The sequence below is a fragment of the Streptomyces sp. NPDC088923 genome, from assembly GCF_044749745.1.
Classification (GTDB): domain Bacteria; phylum Actinomycetota; class Actinomycetes; order Streptomycetales; family Streptomycetaceae; genus Streptomyces.
Genome location: NZ_JBIVIO010000012.1, coordinates 1 through 15,276, shown reverse-complemented (window position 1 = coordinate 15,276; position 15,276 = coordinate 1). Strand labels below are relative to the sequence as shown.

General features: G+C 72.7%; 16 protein-coding genes. 14 read left to right on the top strand and 2 right to left on the bottom strand.

What is annotated here, in order from left to right; all coding sequences use genetic code 11:
• Positions 1-262: 262 nt before the first annotated feature.
• Positions 263-1,390, top strand: coding sequence for a ferrochelatase (locus ACIP4O_RS29360; protein ID WP_401579091.1), 1,128 nt, complete (start codon positions 263-265; stop codon positions 1,388-1,390).
• A gap of 84 nt (positions 1,391-1,474) precedes the next feature.
• Positions 1,475-2,275 carry an inositol monophosphatase family protein gene (locus tag ACIP4O_RS29355; protein WP_401579089.1) on the top strand — a complete coding sequence of 267 codons (801 nt, stop codon included), beginning with the start codon at positions 1,475-1,477 and terminating at the stop codon, positions 2,273-2,275.
• A gap of 65 nt (positions 2,276-2,340) precedes the next feature.
• On the opposite strand, the gene ACIP4O_RS29350 is transcribed toward ACIP4O_RS29355, so the two are convergent.
• A complete protein-coding gene (locus ACIP4O_RS29350; RefSeq protein ID WP_010274628.1) occupies positions 2,341-2,550 on the bottom strand; it encodes a hypothetical protein in 210 nt (69 codons plus the stop codon).
• A 467-nt stretch (positions 2,551-3,017) separates the two neighbouring features.
• Here ACIP4O_RS29350 and ACIP4O_RS29345 point away from each other — a divergent pair, with 467 nt between their 5' ends.
• From ACIP4O_RS29345 to ACIP4O_RS29330, 4 genes are all read left to right on the top strand, one after another.
• Entirely contained in the window at positions 3,018-3,671 is a 654-nt protein-coding gene (locus ACIP4O_RS29345; protein WP_008745216.1) for a response regulator transcription factor, read from the top strand.
• 7 nt (positions 3,672-3,678) lie between these two features.
• Entirely contained in the window at positions 3,679-5,016 is a 1,338-nt protein-coding gene (locus ACIP4O_RS29340) for a sensor histidine kinase (RefSeq protein ID WP_401579087.1), read from the top strand.
• Between the two features lie 451 nt (positions 5,017-5,467).
• Positions 5,468-5,764: a DUF4193 domain-containing protein gene (locus ACIP4O_RS29335; protein WP_007821276.1), complete on the top strand. Its 297-nt coding sequence runs from the start codon at positions 5,468-5,470 to the stop codon at positions 5,762-5,764.
• Positions 5,765-5,777: 13 nt separating this feature from the next.
• Positions 5,778-6,755: a hypothetical protein gene (locus ACIP4O_RS29330; protein ID WP_401579085.1), complete on the top strand. Its 978-nt coding sequence runs from the start codon at positions 5,778-5,780 to the stop codon at positions 6,753-6,755.
• Positions 6,756-6,846: 91 nt separating this feature from the next.
• Here ACIP4O_RS29330 and ACIP4O_RS29325 read toward each other — a convergent pair whose 3' ends face one another.
• The gene (locus tag ACIP4O_RS29325) at positions 6,847-7,305 is read right to left on the bottom strand and encodes a DUF3093 domain-containing protein (protein WP_401579084.1); all 459 of its coding nucleotides are present in this window, start codon (positions 7,303-7,305) and stop codon (positions 6,847-6,849) included.
• A 146-nt stretch (positions 7,306-7,451) separates the two neighbouring features.
• Between ACIP4O_RS29325 and dut the strand changes: the two genes are divergently transcribed.
• From dut to ACIP4O_RS29285, 8 genes are all read left to right on the top strand, one after another.
• Positions 7,452-7,967: a dUTP diphosphatase gene (gene dut, locus ACIP4O_RS29320; RefSeq protein ID WP_361330494.1), complete on the top strand. Its 516-nt coding sequence runs from the start codon at positions 7,452-7,454 to the stop codon at positions 7,965-7,967.
• A gap of 1 nt (position 7,968) precedes the next feature.
• Positions 7,969-8,733, top strand: a complete 765-nt coding sequence (locus tag ACIP4O_RS29315; RefSeq protein ID WP_361330491.1) for a DUF3710 domain-containing protein — start codon at positions 7,969-7,971, stop codon at positions 8,731-8,733.
• A 156-nt stretch (positions 8,734-8,889) separates the two neighbouring features.
• Complete coding sequence (locus ACIP4O_RS29310; RefSeq protein WP_401579219.1) at positions 8,890-9,573, top strand: TetR/AcrR family transcriptional regulator; 684 nt, start codon at positions 8,890-8,892, stop codon at positions 9,571-9,573.
• Positions 9,570-10,334, top strand: a complete 765-nt coding sequence (locus tag ACIP4O_RS29305; protein ID WP_401579081.1) for an SDR family NAD(P)-dependent oxidoreductase — start codon at positions 9,570-9,572, stop codon at positions 10,332-10,334. Before ACIP4O_RS29310 ends, ACIP4O_RS29305 begins: the two co-directional genes overlap by 4 nt.
• Before the next feature lie 194 nt (positions 10,335-10,528).
• Positions 10,529-13,180 carry an ATP-binding protein gene (locus ACIP4O_RS29300; protein WP_401579079.1) on the top strand — a complete coding sequence of 884 codons (2,652 nt, stop codon included), beginning with the start codon at positions 10,529-10,531 and terminating at the stop codon, positions 13,178-13,180.
• Positions 13,177-13,857, top strand: coding sequence for a response regulator (locus ACIP4O_RS29295; RefSeq protein ID WP_029397251.1), 681 nt, complete (start codon positions 13,177-13,179; stop codon positions 13,855-13,857). Before ACIP4O_RS29300 ends, ACIP4O_RS29295 begins: the two co-directional genes overlap by 4 nt.
• Before the next feature lie 83 nt (positions 13,858-13,940).
• Positions 13,941-14,360 (top strand): OB-fold nucleic acid binding domain-containing protein, encoded by a 420-nt coding sequence (locus ACIP4O_RS29290; RefSeq protein WP_199781340.1) that lies wholly within the window; start codon positions 13,941-13,943, stop codon positions 14,358-14,360.
• A gap of 3 nt (positions 14,361-14,363) precedes the next feature.
• Positions 14,364-15,104, top strand: a complete 741-nt coding sequence (locus ACIP4O_RS29285) for a DUF3159 domain-containing protein (protein WP_401579077.1) — start codon at positions 14,364-14,366, stop codon at positions 15,102-15,104.
• The last annotated feature ends 172 nt before the right edge of the window (positions 15,105-15,276 follow it).

The window sequence follows — 15,276 nt, the reverse complement described above, 5'->3', positions numbered from 1 at the left end:
ACTGGGAGTAAGCAGTGAACCCGGTCCGGTGAGCTTACGCAGTCGGGCGGTTTTTCGCACGGGCGTCGCGCGGTGGAAGGGCGGCGTGGGACGGGGCGGGGCGACGCGGGGACGGGTATGTGGGGCGGGGACGGGGAAGGGCGGCGTGGAGTGTGCGGGAACGGAACCGCCGGTCGACGGGAACGGGGAGGGCCCGCGCGGTGGGCCGGACACGCGCGGGGCGGGCGTCGCGCGCCGTACCGCTGGTGGCAGGATCGGAGCCATGGCCGAAGCTCTCGATCCCACCACCTCAGGGGCCACCCCCTACGACGCACTCCTGCTGCTCTCCTTCGGCGGCCCCGAAGGACCCGAGGACGTCGTCCCCTTCCTGGAGAACGTGACCCGGGGACGGGGCATCCCCCGCGAACGGCTCAAGGAAGTCGGGCAGCACTACTTCCTCTTCGGCGGGGTCAGCCCCATCAACGGCCAGAACCGCGAACTGCTCGAAGCCCTGCGCACCGACTTCGCCGGACACGGCCTCGACCTGCCCGTCTACTGGGGCAACCGCAACTGGGCCCCCTACCTCACCGACACGCTCCGCGAGATGGCCGAGGACGGCCGGCGTCGCGTCGCCGTCCTGTGCACGAGCGCCTACGCCTCCTACTCCGGCTGCCGCCAGTACCGCGAGAACCTCGCCGACTCACTCGCCGCACTGGAGGCCGAGGGCCTTCAGGTGCCGGTCGTCGACAAGCTGCGGCACTACTTCAACCACCCCGGCTTCGTCGAGCCGGTGGTCGACGGCGTCCTCCGCTGCCTCGCGGACCTCCCCGAGGACGTACGGGAGGGAGCGCACCTCGCCTTCACGACGCACTCCATCCCCGTCTCGGCCGCCGACACCTCGGGCGCCCCCGAGGCGCACGGCGACGGCGGCGCGTACGTCAAGGAGCACCTGGACGTCGCCGCGCTCGTCCACGCCGCCGTGCGCGAGCGGACCGGCGTCGACCACGAATGGCGGCTCGTCTACCAGTCCCGCAGCGGCGCCCCGCACATCCCCTGGCTGGAGCCCGACATCTGCGACCACCTGGAGGCGGAGCACGCGGCGGGGGTCCCGGCGGTCGTCATGGTGCCCATCGGGTTCGTGTCGGACCACATGGAGGTCCTCTACGACCTCGACACGGAGGCGACGGCGAAGGCGGCGGAGCTGGGGCTGCCGGTGCGGAGGTCCGCGACGGTGGGGAGCGATCCGCGCTTCGCGGCGGCCGTGCGGGAACTGGTGCTGGAGCGGGCGGCCGCGGAGCGGGGGGAGGAGCCCGCGCGGTGTGCGCTCGGCGCGTTGGGGGCCAGCCATGACGTGTGCCCGGTCGGGTGCTGTCCCGCGCGGGTCCCGCGTCCCGCCGCCGCCGGGGCCTAGCGGCCCGGCGATTCGGGGCTCCGCCCCGAGCCCCGCTCCTCAAACGCCGGAGAGGCTGAGGAATCAGCCTGACCTAGGAGAACCATGACCGACCAGCTCGCCCAAGAGCTATTGCCCCTCGCCCTCGAAGCCGCCCGCCGGGCCGGCGCGTTCCTCCGGGACTCGCGGCCCGCCGATCTCGGGGTCGCCGCGACCAAGACGAGTCCCGTCGACGTCGTGACCGAGATGGACCTCGCCTCCGAGAAGCTCATCACCGGCTTCCTCGGCGAGCACCGGCCCGAGGACGGCGTGCTCGGCGAGGAGGGGGCGAGCCGCGAGGGGACCAGCGGCGTGCGGTGGGTCATCGATCCCGTGGACGGGACGGTGAACTACCTGTACGGACTGCCGAGCTGGTGTGTGTCGATCGCGGCGCGGAAGGACGGCGAGACGATCGTCGGCGTCGTGAACGCGCCCGTGCGCGGTGAGGTCTACCACGCGGTACGGGGCGGCGGAGCCTGGCTCGGGGAGCGGGCGCTGCGCGTGCGGCCCCCGGCCGAGGAGGGGCGGGCGCTCGTCGGGACCGGCTTCGGCTACCTCGCCGAGCGCCGGGCGCACCAGGCCGAGGTCATCGCCGGTCTCATCACCTCCGTGCGCGACATCCGGCGTGGCGGCTCGGCCGCGATCGACCTGTGCGACGTGGCGGCGGGCCGGCTCGACGCGTACTACGAGCGCGGCCTCAACCCCTGGGACTACGCGGCCGGCGACCTCATCGCCCGGGAGGCGGGCGCCCTCACCGGCGGTCGCCCCGGCGAACCGCTGAGCCCCGAGCTGACCGTCGCGGCCCCTCCCGGCCTCTTCGAGAGCCTCCAGGCGCGCCTGGAGGAGCTGGGGGCCTGGCACGACTGAGCGCGGGGCGAGGCAGCCGAAGGGGCCGGTACGCGTGCTGCGTACCGGCCCCTTCGCGACGGGCCTCAGGCGTGCTGGACCGGGCGGGACGGCGCGTGGTCGGCGGCCTGCACGGCGTCGAAGTCGACTCCGTGCTCGGCGGCGAGCCGGCGCAGGTCGTCCAGGTCCGATTCCTCCACGTCCACCAGGAAGTCGTCGCCGCTGCGACGCGCCCGGTCGAGGTCGGACTTGGTGTTCCTTATGCGCTGGAGCAGCGCGGCGGTGAAAGCGTCCATGGTGCGCCCCCTCGTCATGGTCGTGGGTCGGCGGCACGGGGTGTGCCAGACAGGGGCGGTCAGCCGGCGCCGCTCGGCTCAAAGCGGAGCGGCACGCCCTGAGGGCGTGCCGCGTACCGGACGTGATCGCGGGGTGTCCTCCGGTCATCCCCAGCCCGCGGCTGCCGGAAACCTCCTCGTCGGGTAGTCGCACGAATCCGTGGACGGATACACGGATTTCCCCTGGCGGAAGTGCCAGGTTTCCACCCCGTACGTTCCGTGATCACGCGGCGCGCGACCGGCCATCCCCGGCCGTGCACGGCCAGTGATAAGGCGTGGCTAAGGGCTTACCGCCGGTTTATGGCCGAAAGGGGCAGGATGGAGGCTCCACAACTGTCGTCGCGCGCGCCCGCCACCCGCCCCCGTACGGGGGCGGGTCCGCGCGCCGCGCCCCCGTGCCGGGGGCGCCCACGGAAAGGACCAGCCACGTGCGCGTACTCGTCGTCGAGGACGAGCAGTTGCTCGCCGATGCGGTGGCCACCGGACTGCGCCGGGAGGCCATGGCGGTCGACGTCGTGTACGACGGAGCCGCGGCCCTGGAGCGCGTCGAGGTCAACGACTACGACGTCCTCGTACTCGACCGTGACCTTCCTCTCGTCCACGGCGACGACGTCTGCCGTCGCGTCGTCGAGCTGGGCCTGCCCACGCGGGTCCTCATGCTCACCGCGTCGGGGGACGTCAGCGACCGGGTGGAGGGTCTGGAGCTGGGCGCGGACGACTACCTGCCCAAGCCCTTCGCCTTCAGCGAGCTGATCGCCCGCGTCCGCGCCCTCGGCAGGCGTACGAGTGTGCCGCTGCCGCCGGTCCTGGAGCGGGCCGGGATCAAGCTCGATCCCAACCGCAGGGAGATCTTCCGGGACGGCAGGGAGATCCAGCTCGCGCCCAAGGAGTTCGCCGTCCTCGAGGTGCTCATGCGCAGCGAGGGCGCGGTCGTCTCCGCCGAGCAGCTCCTGGAGAAGGCGTGGGACGAGAACACCGACCCCTTCACCAACGTCGTCCGGGTCACCGTGATGACCCTGCGCCGCAAGCTCGGTGAGCCCGCCGTCATCGTCACCGTCCCCGGCTCCGGCTACCGGATCTGAGTTCCCCATGGCCCCGTCCCCCTCCCGGCAGGGCGCCCCCCGCGCGCCCCGGCCCCCCGGCCGCCCGCCCGTTCCGCCCAAGCCCGTCCGCCCTCCGTACAGCGCGGCCGAGCCCCCGTTCCCCTGGCTGCGCCCGACCATCCGGATAAGGCTCACCCTGCTCTACGGCGGGATGTTCCTCATCGCGGGCATCCTGTTGCTCTCGATCATCTACCTGCTCGCCGTGCAGGCGGTCGGCGTCGGCCAGAAACTGCCCTTCGACATCAGGGGGAACGTCACCGTCTCCAGCGGCGACTGCCCGCAGCTCGCGAACATGTCCGGCAGCGTCCACACGCAGGCCGAGTTCCAGGAGGCGCTCAACGCCTGCGTGAGCCAGCAGCGCCAACGCGCCCTCGACCACCTGCTCTCGCGCTCGCTGCTCGCCCTCCTCGGGCTCAGCGTCATCGCCTTCGCCTTCGGCTACGCGATGGCGGGCCGGGTCCTGTCCCCGCTCGGGCGGATCACCAGGACGGCGCGCCAGGTGGCCGGTTCCGACCTCACCCGGCGGATCAAGCTCGACGGTCCCGACGACGAGCTGAAGGAACTCGCCGACACCTTCGACGAGATGCTGGAGCGCCTGGAGCGGGCCTTCACCGCGCAACAGCGCTTCGTCGCCAACGCCTCGCACGAGCTGCGCACCCCGCTCGCGATCAACCGGACCCTCCTCGAAGTCCAGCTCTCCGATCCGGAGGCGCCCCCCGAACTCCAGCAGCTCGGCAAGACGCTGCTCGCGACCAACGAGCGCAGCGAACTGCTCGTCGAGGGCCTGCTCCTCCTCGCCCGCAGCGACAACCAGCTCGTCGAGCGCGGCCCCGTCGACCTCGCCGAGGTCGCGGACCGCGCCATCGACCAGGCGCGCGGCGAGGCGGCGGCGCGGGACGTGGAGATCCGGGGCACCCGTGCCCCGGCCGAGGTCGACGGCAACGGGGTGCTCCTGGAGCGCGTCGCCCTCAACCTCGTGCAGAACGCGATCCGCTACAACGTGCCGCCGCCCCCGGCGGCCGGGCTCGCCGAGGACGGCGGGGCGGCCGCCCGGGAGCGCGGCTGGGTCGAGGTGACCACCGAGGCCCAGCACGGGCAGGCGGTGCTCGTCGTGAGCAATACGGGGCCCGTCGTGCCCGCGTACGAGATCGAGAACATCTTCGAGCCCTTCCGCCGACTGCGCACCGAACGCACGGGCAGCGACAAGGGCGCGGGCCTCGGCCTGTCGATCGTCCGCTCCATCGTCCGGGCGCACGGCGCGCGCATCCACGCGGAGCCGCGAGAGGGGGGCGGGCTTGTGATGCGAGTCACACTGCCCTTGTGAGCGGAACGTGCCGGAGGGAATGCGATACGTGTTCGCCGGTTCGCCCGACACGGGAGGCGACGCACCGTGACCCGGTCACCTTGTTCGCTTTGCGAGGAATTTTCGGGACCTATGGTCACGTTCGACCTGTGTGATCGATCACAAGAGCGGGTTTTCAGACATTCACAATGGGTGACCCCTGAGAGCCCCGAAAAGCCCAGAAAATCGGGGTTTTCGCGGGGGTCGATCACGGGAAGTACACGGGGAGGCCCGTCTCCGGTGCGACTGTCGTACCGGTTACGGTGCGCACCAGCACTTCCCTACGCCCCTGGTCAAGGGGGCGCGAGAAGTGTCGATTGAGTAACAGACCTTGATGTGAGGCAAAATCTCCGCCTCGGGTCGGGCACAAGTCCGGCCTCTCACGCGTTACGAGCGCTGAGACACCGCACAGAACCCAGAGGGGGAGAGCGACATGGCTACGGACTACGACACTCCACGCAAGACCGATGACGACCTCAACGAGGACAGCCTCGAAGAGCTCAAGGCCCGGCGCAATGACAAGACCACCTCGACCGTCGACGTCGACGAGTTCGAGGAGGCGGCCGGGATGGAGCTGCCAGGGGCCGACCTCTCCAACGAGGAGCTGGCGGTCCGCGTCCTGCCCAAGCAGCAGGACGAATTCACCTGCATGAGCTGCTTCCTGGTGCACCACCGCAGCCAGCTCGCGCGGGAGAAGAACGGGCAGCCGATCTGCCGCGACTGCGACTGAGGGCGGGGCGGCCGTGACCGGCTCGACCCCTCCCTGGAAGCGGCGGCGCACCGCGTCGTCGGACGGCTCGGAGCGGCGTGCACGCGCGAACGAGCGAGGCCGGGCGGCCTCGCTCGAAGAGCGGGACGCGCAGGACGCCGCTGCGGCCCTTCTCCCGGCCCAGCAGCCCCCCACCGGGGCAGAGGAGCCGGGCACCGCCCCCGGGCGGGACAAGGCGGCCGCACGCGGCGAGAAGCCCGCGCGCGGCGGCAGACTCACCACCCTGCGCTCCGGCGTGGGGCAGGGACTCCGGCGCGGGCGTGAGGGGGCCCGCGCGACGGTCGGCTTCCTCGCCGACCGCATCATCGAGACCGCGCCCCGCGTGCCGGTGCGTGATCTCGCCACTCTTCGCCGCCAGTTCCCGGGCCTCGGCCCGGAGGAACTGGCCGACAAACTCGTCAACGGAGCGGCCCGTTCGGCCTCCGCCGTCGGCGCCTCGGTGGGTGCCGCGGCGATGATGCCCGTGCCGCCCGCGCTGCCGGCCGAACTCGCCGCCGAGATCACCGCCGTCGCCGCGATCGAGCTCAAGCTCGTCGCCGAACTCCACGAGGTCTACGGGCACCGCCCGCCCGGCACGCGCGCGCAGCGCGGCGCCGCCTACCTCACCGCCTGGACCCAGGAACGCGGCCTCGACCTGAGCAAGCCGCTCTCGCTCACCGCGGGCGGCCTCAGCGGACAGGCGGCACGCGAGCTGCGGCAGCAGATCATGAAGCGGACGATCCGCAATCTCCCGAACCTCGTGCCGTTCATGATCGGCGCCGCCGTGGGCGCGTACATGAACCGCAGGGACACGAGAAAGCTCGCCGAGCACGTGCGGGAGGACCTGCGGGGGCGGGCGATCGCCTGGGAGCGCCTGGAGGACCTGCCTGCGCTGGAGGCGCCGGCGGAGCCGTACCCGGGACTGCCGGAGTACCCGGAACTTCCGCGTCCCCGGGGGGACGCGGACTCCTGAGGGGACCGGGGTGCGCCCACAAAATCCTCGTCAAACCCCCGGAAGAGTTTCGTCAAGCCCCTGGAGGGCTTTCGTCAAGCCCCCGGAGGGCTCAGGCCGCCGGACTCGTCTCCCGTGCCGCCTCGATCGCGTCCAGGAGCCGCCGCGGCTCGCGCGTGGAGAGGTAGAGGTACGGGGTGGGGTCGGCCGGGTCCGTGACCGGGACCCGTACCGCCGTCGGGATGTAGGCGCGCAGCAGCATGAACGCCCTCGGGTCCGCCTTGTGCAGCCGCCACTCGCGCGCCGCCTCGCGGTCCAGGATCTCGCCCTCGCCCAGCGCGGTCACCGGGAGCTTCGCCTCCTCGGCGACGAGCGAGCCGCCCACGACGCGGATGCGCACCGAGCCGTACGAGCTGGTGATCACCGCCGAGACGGCGGCCCCCGCGACGAGCGCGCCGAGCAGGGGCAGGGTCCCGAACGGCAGTGCCACGAGGGCGCAGACGATTCCGACCAGGACACAGACCGCCCACCACGAACGGGGCGCCGTCAGACGTTCTTCGTAAGGCTGCATGAATCCAAGCTTGGCACGGCGGCCTGTGCCCTCTCGCGGCGCGGGTAGGGTCGGGCGCCGGACACCGCACGCGCACACGCTGTACCCGTCCGTGCCGCTGGACCGAGGTCATCCGTGCCGCCGGACAGAAGTCACCGGAGTGAAGAGTGAACCCTGAGCCCCTGACCGTGCTGCTGCGGCGGCTCGACCCCGAAGTGCCGCTCCCCGCCTACGGGCACCCCGGCGACGCGGGCGCCGACCTCGTCACGACCGAGGCGGCCGTGCTCGCCCCGGGCGAGCGCGCGGTCCTGCCGACGGGGATCGCGCTCGCGCTCCCCGAAGGGCACGCGGCCTTCGTGCACCCCCGCTCGGGGCTCGCGGCCCGGTGCGGGATCGCCCTCGTGAATGCCCCGGGGACGGTGGATGCCGGGTACCGTGGGGAGATCAAGGTGATCGTGGTGAACCTCGATCCGCGCGAGCCCGTACGGTTCGAGCGCTTCGACCGGATTGCCCAGCTGGTGATCCAGCGCGTCGAACGGGCCGCGTTCCGGGAGGTCGGTGAACTCCCCGGTTCGGTCCGGGCGGCGGGCGGCTTCGGGTCCACGGGCGGGCATGCGGCCGTGGGCGACGGCACAGGTGGGAACGGTTACGCTTCGGTCGTATCCGACCGGGAAGGACAGTGACGTGTTCGGACGTCGCAAGAACAGCGGTGCCGCGGAAGACGCGGAGAGCGAGACCGAGCAGGTCGCGGACGCGCAGGCCGCCGATGGGGATTCCGTATCGGGTCCCGTGCGCAGCCTTCCGCCCGCCCCCCGGCCCGACGGGCCCTGGGACATCTCCGAGCTGCACGAGCCCGGTGAGGGGCGCGTCGACCTCGGCGGCCTCTTCGTGCCCGGGGTCGAGGGCATGGAGCTGCGGGTGGAGGTCGCCGGCGACGCGATCGTCGCCGCCACCGTCGTCCTCGGCGACAGCGCGGTACAGCTCCAGGGCTTCGCGGCTCCCAAGAACGAGGGCATCTGGGGCGAGGTGCGCGAGGAGATCGCGAGCGGCATCACCCGCCAGGGCGGCCTGATCGACGAGATCGAGGGCCCGCTCGGCTGGGAACTGCGCGCGCAGGTCCCGATCCAGCTCCCGGACGGCAAGAGCGGCCAGCAGGTCGTCCGCTTCGTCGGCGTCGACGGCCCGCGCTGGTTCCTGCGCGGGGTCATCTCCGGCCAGGGCGCGGTGCAGCCGCAGGCCGCCGGGGTCCTGGAGCAGATCGTGCGCGACACGGTGGTGGTACGCGGCGAGGGGCCGATGGCCCCCCGCGACCCGATCGTGCTCAAGCTCCCCGAGGACGCCCAGATGGTGCCCGAGGGCGTGCAGCAGGACCGCCAGGGCGCGGGCTCGCGCTTCGGCGGCGACATGGGCCAGCTCGCCCGGGGTCCGGAGATCACCGAGATCCGCTGAGCGAGCGCCGGGCGCCCGCCCGTCCGCGTACGGCTGAAGACGAAGGGGCCGCACTCCCACTCCGGGAGTGCGGCCCCTTCGGCATACCCCCCAGCTGGTAAAAGTCCCCATGGGACATGTGTCCCCATGAGACAAAAGAGGAGTACGGTGGCAGGTATGGAGGCCGAGGAGACGCGGCGGGCGCAGCCGCCCGCACCCGAGGACCGCAGGCGCCGCAAGGCGCTGCGGACCAGGGAGGCGCTGGCCCGCGCGGCGCTGGAGCTGATCCTCGAAGAGGGGCTCGACTCCGTCACCGTGGAGGCGATCGCCGAGCGCGCGGACGTCACCCGGCGCACGTTCAGCCGGTACTTCTCCGGCAAGGAGGAGGCCGCGCTCGACTTCGCGCGCGCCGACACCGAGCGCATCAACGCGGCCCTGCGCGCCCGCCCGGCGCACGAACCGCCCTTCCTCGCCTACCGCAGGGCCGTCGCCGAAGCCTTCGACGACCCCGAGCACGGCTCGCGGCAGCGGCCGGGAGCCGGCGGGATCTACCCGCTCGTCGACAGCGAACCCACCATGTTCGCCGCCTTCGAGCGCGTGCGCGTCACCGCGCAGGCCGAATCGGTCCGCATCCTCGCGGACCGGCTCGGCGTCGATCCCGAGACCGACCCGCGCCCGGGCGCCGTCGTGGGGGCCGCCGCGGGGGTCCTGCTCGCGGCCCTGCGCCTGTGGGCACGCGGCGGCGGCCGGGAGGGCGAGAACCTCCCCGCCCTGGTGGACCGCGTCTACGCGAGCCTCGTCACCGAGGTGGGCCGGGCAGCCGTCCCACCGCAGCACAGCACGGAAAGCGACAACACATGAGCACCATCGACAGCACCGAATTCGCCGGCAGGACCGCCTTCGTCACGGGCGGTGCCTCGGGCATCGGCCTCGCCACCGCCCAGCTCCTCGGCCGCGGCGGAGCGAAGGTCGTCGTCGCCGACTACAACAAGGACGGCGCCGACGCCGCCGTCGCCGCGCTCGGGAAGGAGGGCGTCGAGGCCGCCGCCGTCCAGGTCGACGTCACCGACGCCGCCTCCGTCGAAGCGGCCGTCGACTTCACCGTCAAGACCTTCGGCGGCCTCGACCTCGCCGTCAACAACGCCGGTATCAGCGGCGAGAGCAACCCGACCGGCGAGTACTCGGTCGAGAACTGGGACCGCGTCATCGCGACCAACCTCAGCGGCGTCTTCTACGGGATGCGGTACCAGATCCCGGTGATGGCCGCCGCGGGCAAGGGCGCCATCGTCAACACGGCGTCCATCCTCGGCTCCGTCGGCTTCCCGAACGCCGTCGCCTACTCCTCCGCGAAGCACGGCGTCATCGGCCTCACCAAGACCGCCGCCATGGAGTACGCGACGCAGGGCATCCGCGTCAACGCGGTGGGCCCCGGCTTCATCGAGACGCCGCTCCTGAAGAACATGGACGAGGCCGCCCACGAGGGCCTCGTCTCGCTCCACCCGGCGGGCCGCCTCGGCACGGGCGAGGAGGTCGCGGAGGTCATCGCCTTCCTCCTCTCGGACCGCGCGTCCTTCGTCATGGGCAGCTACCACCTGGTGGACGGCGGCTACACGGCGCGCTGACGGGCTCGCTCCGCCCGGGAGATCCAGCCCCTCCGGGGGTGCCTCCCGGCCGGAGGCTGGGGGAGATCGAGGAGCGGGGTCCGGGGCGGAGCCCCGGGAGGGCAGGCCGCTCCAGGCGTCAGAGTCGCGTCAAGGTCGCCCCCGCGAACCCGGCCAGGGCGACACCACCGACCGTCACCACGGACAATGCACTCATGGCCCGCGGCAAACTCCGTATCTACCTCGGCTCCGCCCCCGGCGTCGGCAAGACCTACGCCATGCTCGCGGAGGCCCACCGCCGCCTGGAGCGCGGCACCGACGTCGTCGTCGGCTACGTCGAGCACCACGCCCGGCCCCGCACCGAAGTGCTCCTCACCGGCCTCGAAGAGCTGCCCCGCGCCCACCACACGCACCGTGACGCCGAGTTCACCGAGATGGACGTCGACGCGGTCCTGCGCCGCGCCCCCGCCGTCGTGCTCGTCGACGAACTCGCCCACACCAACGTCCCGGGGGCGCGCAACGCCAAGCGCTGGCAGGACGTCGAAGAGCTGCTCGCCGCCGGGATCGACGTCGTCTCGACCGTCAACATCCAGCACCTCGAATCGCTCGGCGACGTCGTCGAGTCGATCACCGGCGTCACCCAGCGCGAGACCGTGCCCGACGAGGTCGTGCGCCGCGCGGACCAGATCGAGCTGGTCGACATGTCGCCCCAGGCGCTCCGCCGCCGCCTCGCGCACGGCAACGTCTACGCCCCCGACAAGGTCGACGCCGCACTCGCCAACTACTTCCGCCCCGGCAACCTCACCGCGCTGCGCGAGCTCGCCCTCCTGTGGACCGCCGACCGCGTCGACGAGTACCTCCAGCAGTACCGGGGCGAGCACAACATCGAATCGACCTGGCAGGCCCGCGAACGCATCGTCGTCGGCATCACGGGCGGCCCCGAGGGGCGCACCCTCATCCGCCGCGCCGCGCGCATGGCGGCGAAGGGCTCGGGCAGCGAGATCCTCGCCGTCTACATCGCCCGCAGCGACGGCCTCACCGCCGCGAGCCCCAAGGAGCTGGCCGTCCAGCGCACGCTCGTCGAGGACCTCGGCGGCACCTTCCACCACGTCATAGGCGACGACATACCGGCCGCGCTGCTCGACTTCGCGAAGGGCGTCAACGCCACGCAGATCGTCCTCGGCTCCTCGCGCCGCCGCAGCTGGCAGTACGCGCTCGGGCCCGGCGTCGGCATGACGGTCGCCCGCGAGTCGGGCCCCGACCTGGACGTCCACATCGTCACGCACGAGGCGGCCGCGAAGGGCCGCGGGCTGCCCGTCGCGCGCGGTGCCCGCCTCGGCCGCTCCCGCATCCTCACCGGCTGGCTCGTCGGCGTCGGCGGGCCCGTTCTCCTCGCCCTCGTGCTGCGCTCGCTCGACGAGGGCCCCGGGCTCGCCAACGACGTCCTGCTCTTCCTCTTCCTCACCGTCGGCGCGGCCCTGCTCGGCGGCCTCGTCCCCGCCCTCGCCTCGGCGGCCGTCGGCTCCCTGCTGCTGAACTTCTGGTTCACGCCACCGACGCACACGTTCACCATCAGCGACCCTTCGAACATCGTCGCGATCGTCATCTTCTTCTCCGTCGCGGTCGCGGTCGCCTCCGTCGTCGACCTCGCGGCCCGCCGCACCCACCAGGCGGCCCGCCTGCGCGCCGAGTCGGAGATCCTCTCCTTCCTCGCGGGAGACGTGCTACGGGGCGAGACGACGCTCGGCGCGCTCCTCGACCGCGTCCGCGAGACCTTCGCGATGCACTCCGTGGCCCTCCTGGAGCGCGAGGGGGACCGCGAGCCGTGGACCCCGGCGGGGAGCGTGGGCCCGGAGCCCGCCGCGCGCCCCGAGGACGCCGACGTCGACATGCCCGTGGGCGACCACATGGCGCTCGCCCTCTCCGGGCGCGTCCTGCCCGCCGCCGACCGCAGGGTCCTCGCCGCCTTCGCCGCGCAGTCGGCCGTCGTCCTGGACCGCGAGCGCCTCCAGCGGCAGGCCCGCCAGGCCCGTACCCTCGCCGAGGGCAACCGCATCCGCACCGCGCTGCTCGCCGCCGTGAGCCACGACCTGCGCACGCCGCTCGCCGCCATCAAGGCGGCGGTGACCTCGCTGCGCGCCGAGGACGTCGCCTGGTCCGAGGAGGACCGCGACGCCCTCCAGGAGGCCATCGAGAACGGCGCCGACCGGCTCGACCACCTCGTCGGCAACCTCCTCGACATGTCCCGCCTCCAGACGGGCACCGTGGCCCCGCTCATCCGCGAGATCGACCTCGACGAGGTCGTCCCGATGGCCCTCGGCGGCCTGCCCCCCAACGCGCTCGTGGACCTCGACGTGCCCGAGACGCTGCCGATGGTCGCCGTCGACGCGGGACTCCTGGAGCGCGCGGTGGGCAACGTGGTCGAGAACGCCGTGAAGTACAGCCCGTCCCGCACCCCCGTCCTCGTCGCCGCGAGCACCCTCGGCGACCGCGTCGAACTCCGCGTGGTCGACCGCGGCCCCGGCGTCCCGGACGAGGCCAAGGAGCGCATCTTCGAGCCCTTCCAGCGCCACGGCGACGCCCCGCGCGGCTCCGGCGTGGGCCTCGGCCTCGCCGTCGCCCGCGGCTTCACCGAGGCGCTCGGCGGCACCCTCTCCGCCGAGGACACGCCGGGCGGCGGCCTCACGATGGTCCTCACCCTGCCGGTGGCCCGGCGCCGCCCGAAGGAGACCGGCCCGGGGGAGGGGGGCTCCGGCCCGCCGGAGGACCACCCCGGTCCCGTACCGCCCGAGGACGACCCCCCGCGCGCCGCGCGACCCCAGCCCTCCTCACCCGACAGGCCCGACAGAAAGGCGGCTCGTTCATGACCCGCGTGCTGGTGGTGGACGACGAGCCGCAGATCGTCCGCGCGCTCGTGATCAACCTCAGGGCGCGCCACTACGAGGTGGACGCCGCCGCCGACGGCGCCGCGGCCCTCCAGCTCGCGGCCGCCCGCCACCCCGACGTCGTCGTGCTCGACCTCGGGCTGCCCGACATGGACGGCGTCGAGGTGATCCGCGGGCTGCGCGGCTGGACCCGCGTGCCGATCCTCGTACTCTCCGCGCGGCACAGCTCCGACGAGAAGGTCGAGGCGCTCGACGCGGGCGCGGACGACTACGTCACCAAGCCCTTCGGCATGGACGAACTGCTCGCCCGCCTGCGCGCCGCCGTGCGCCGCGCGGAGCCCGCCGGGGGAGAGGGCGAGATCGTCGTCGAGACGGAGAACTTCCACGTCGACCTCGCCGCGAAGAAGGTGCGGCGCGAGGGCCGCGACATCCGCCTCACGCCCACCGAGTGGCACCTCCTTGAGGTCCTGGTGCGCAACGCGGGGCGCCTGGTGGGGCAGAAACAGCTGCTCCAGGAGGTCTGGGGCCCCTCCTACGGGACCGAGACGAACTACCTCCGCGTGTACATGGCACAGTTGCGGAGGAAACTGGAGAAGGACCCCGCCCACCCCCGGCACTTCCTCACCGAGCCGGGCATGGGGTACCGGTTCGAGAAGTGACCCCCGGGTTCGTGACCTGACCGCGGGGAAGAAGAGCAAGCATGGGGGACACCCCTCCCCCCGTCCCCGATAGGCTGCGCATCATGAGCGGAACTCCCAGGCCGGGCAGGCCGGAGAAGGCGGAACGACCGGCGGGCCGGCTGCGTCGCATGCTGGACCGCCTCTCCACGCCGCAGGAGGAGCTGGAGTCCGAGGAGCTTCAGGAGGACGCCCAGACGACCACGGGCTGCACCCGTATCGACGCGGCCGGCGACCGGCAGCTCGTCACGGTAACTGGTACCTTGCGCACGGTCACCCTGCGGCCGCGCGCCGGGGTCCCGGCCCTGGAGGCCGAACTCTTCGACGGCACGGCCCCGCTCGACGTCGTATGGCTCGGCAGGCGCTCCATCACGGGGATAGAGCCGGGGCGCAAGCTGATCGCCTCGGGGCGGGTCTGCATGAATCATGGCCGTAGGGTGCTGTTCAACCCGAAGTACGAACTCAAGCCCCTCGGACGGGAGTAACCGGTGACGTCCCTCGACAAGCCGACCAGCCACCGGAAGCAGGACGGACCACCGGGCGCCACCGCCCAGGAGGCGGCCGACCGCGCCGTGACCGAGGCCGCGCTGCTCGAAGCCTTCGGCGGCCTGCGCGGCATGATCGAAACGGTCGTCCCCGGGCTGCTCTTCGTCACGATCTTCACGATCGACAAGGATCTGAAGATCTCCGCCTTCTCGGCGCTCGGCGTCTCGATCGTGCTCGGGCTCGCGCGGCTCGTGCAGCGCGGCACCATCAAGCACGCCTTCTCGGGCGTGTTCGGCGTCGGCTTCGGCGTCCTCTTCGCGATGTTCACGGGCAACGCGAAGGACTTCTACCTGCCGGGCATGATCTACACCTTCGGGCTGGCACTCGCGTACATCCTCACGACGCTCGCCGGTCTGCCGCTGATCGGCCTCATCCTGGGCCCGATCTTCAAGGAGAACCTCTCCTGGCGCACCCGCAACCCCGGCCGCAAGAAGGCGTACGCGCGCTCCAGCTGGGCCTGGGGCCTGATCCTCCTCCTGAAGTGCGCGATCCTCTTCCCGCTCTACTGGTGGGGGGACACGACCTCCCTGGGCTGGGTCCTGGTCGCCCTCAAGATCCCCCCCTTCCTCCTCGCCGTCTGGCTCACCTGGGTCTTCCTCGCGAAGGCCCCGCCGCCGATCGACGTGTTCGCGGAGATGGAGGCGGAGGAGCGAGCCGCCAAATCAAGCCCCTCCGGCGATTGAGGAGCGGGGTCCGGGGCGGAGCCCCGAATCCTGGGGCGGGGGGGGGGGGGCCCCCCCCCCCCCCCCCCCCCGCCCCCCCCCCCCCGACCCCCCCCCCCCCCCCCCCCCCCCCCCCCCGCCCCGCCGGCCCCCCCCCCCCCCCCCGGGACCCCCCCCCCCCCCCCCCCCCCCC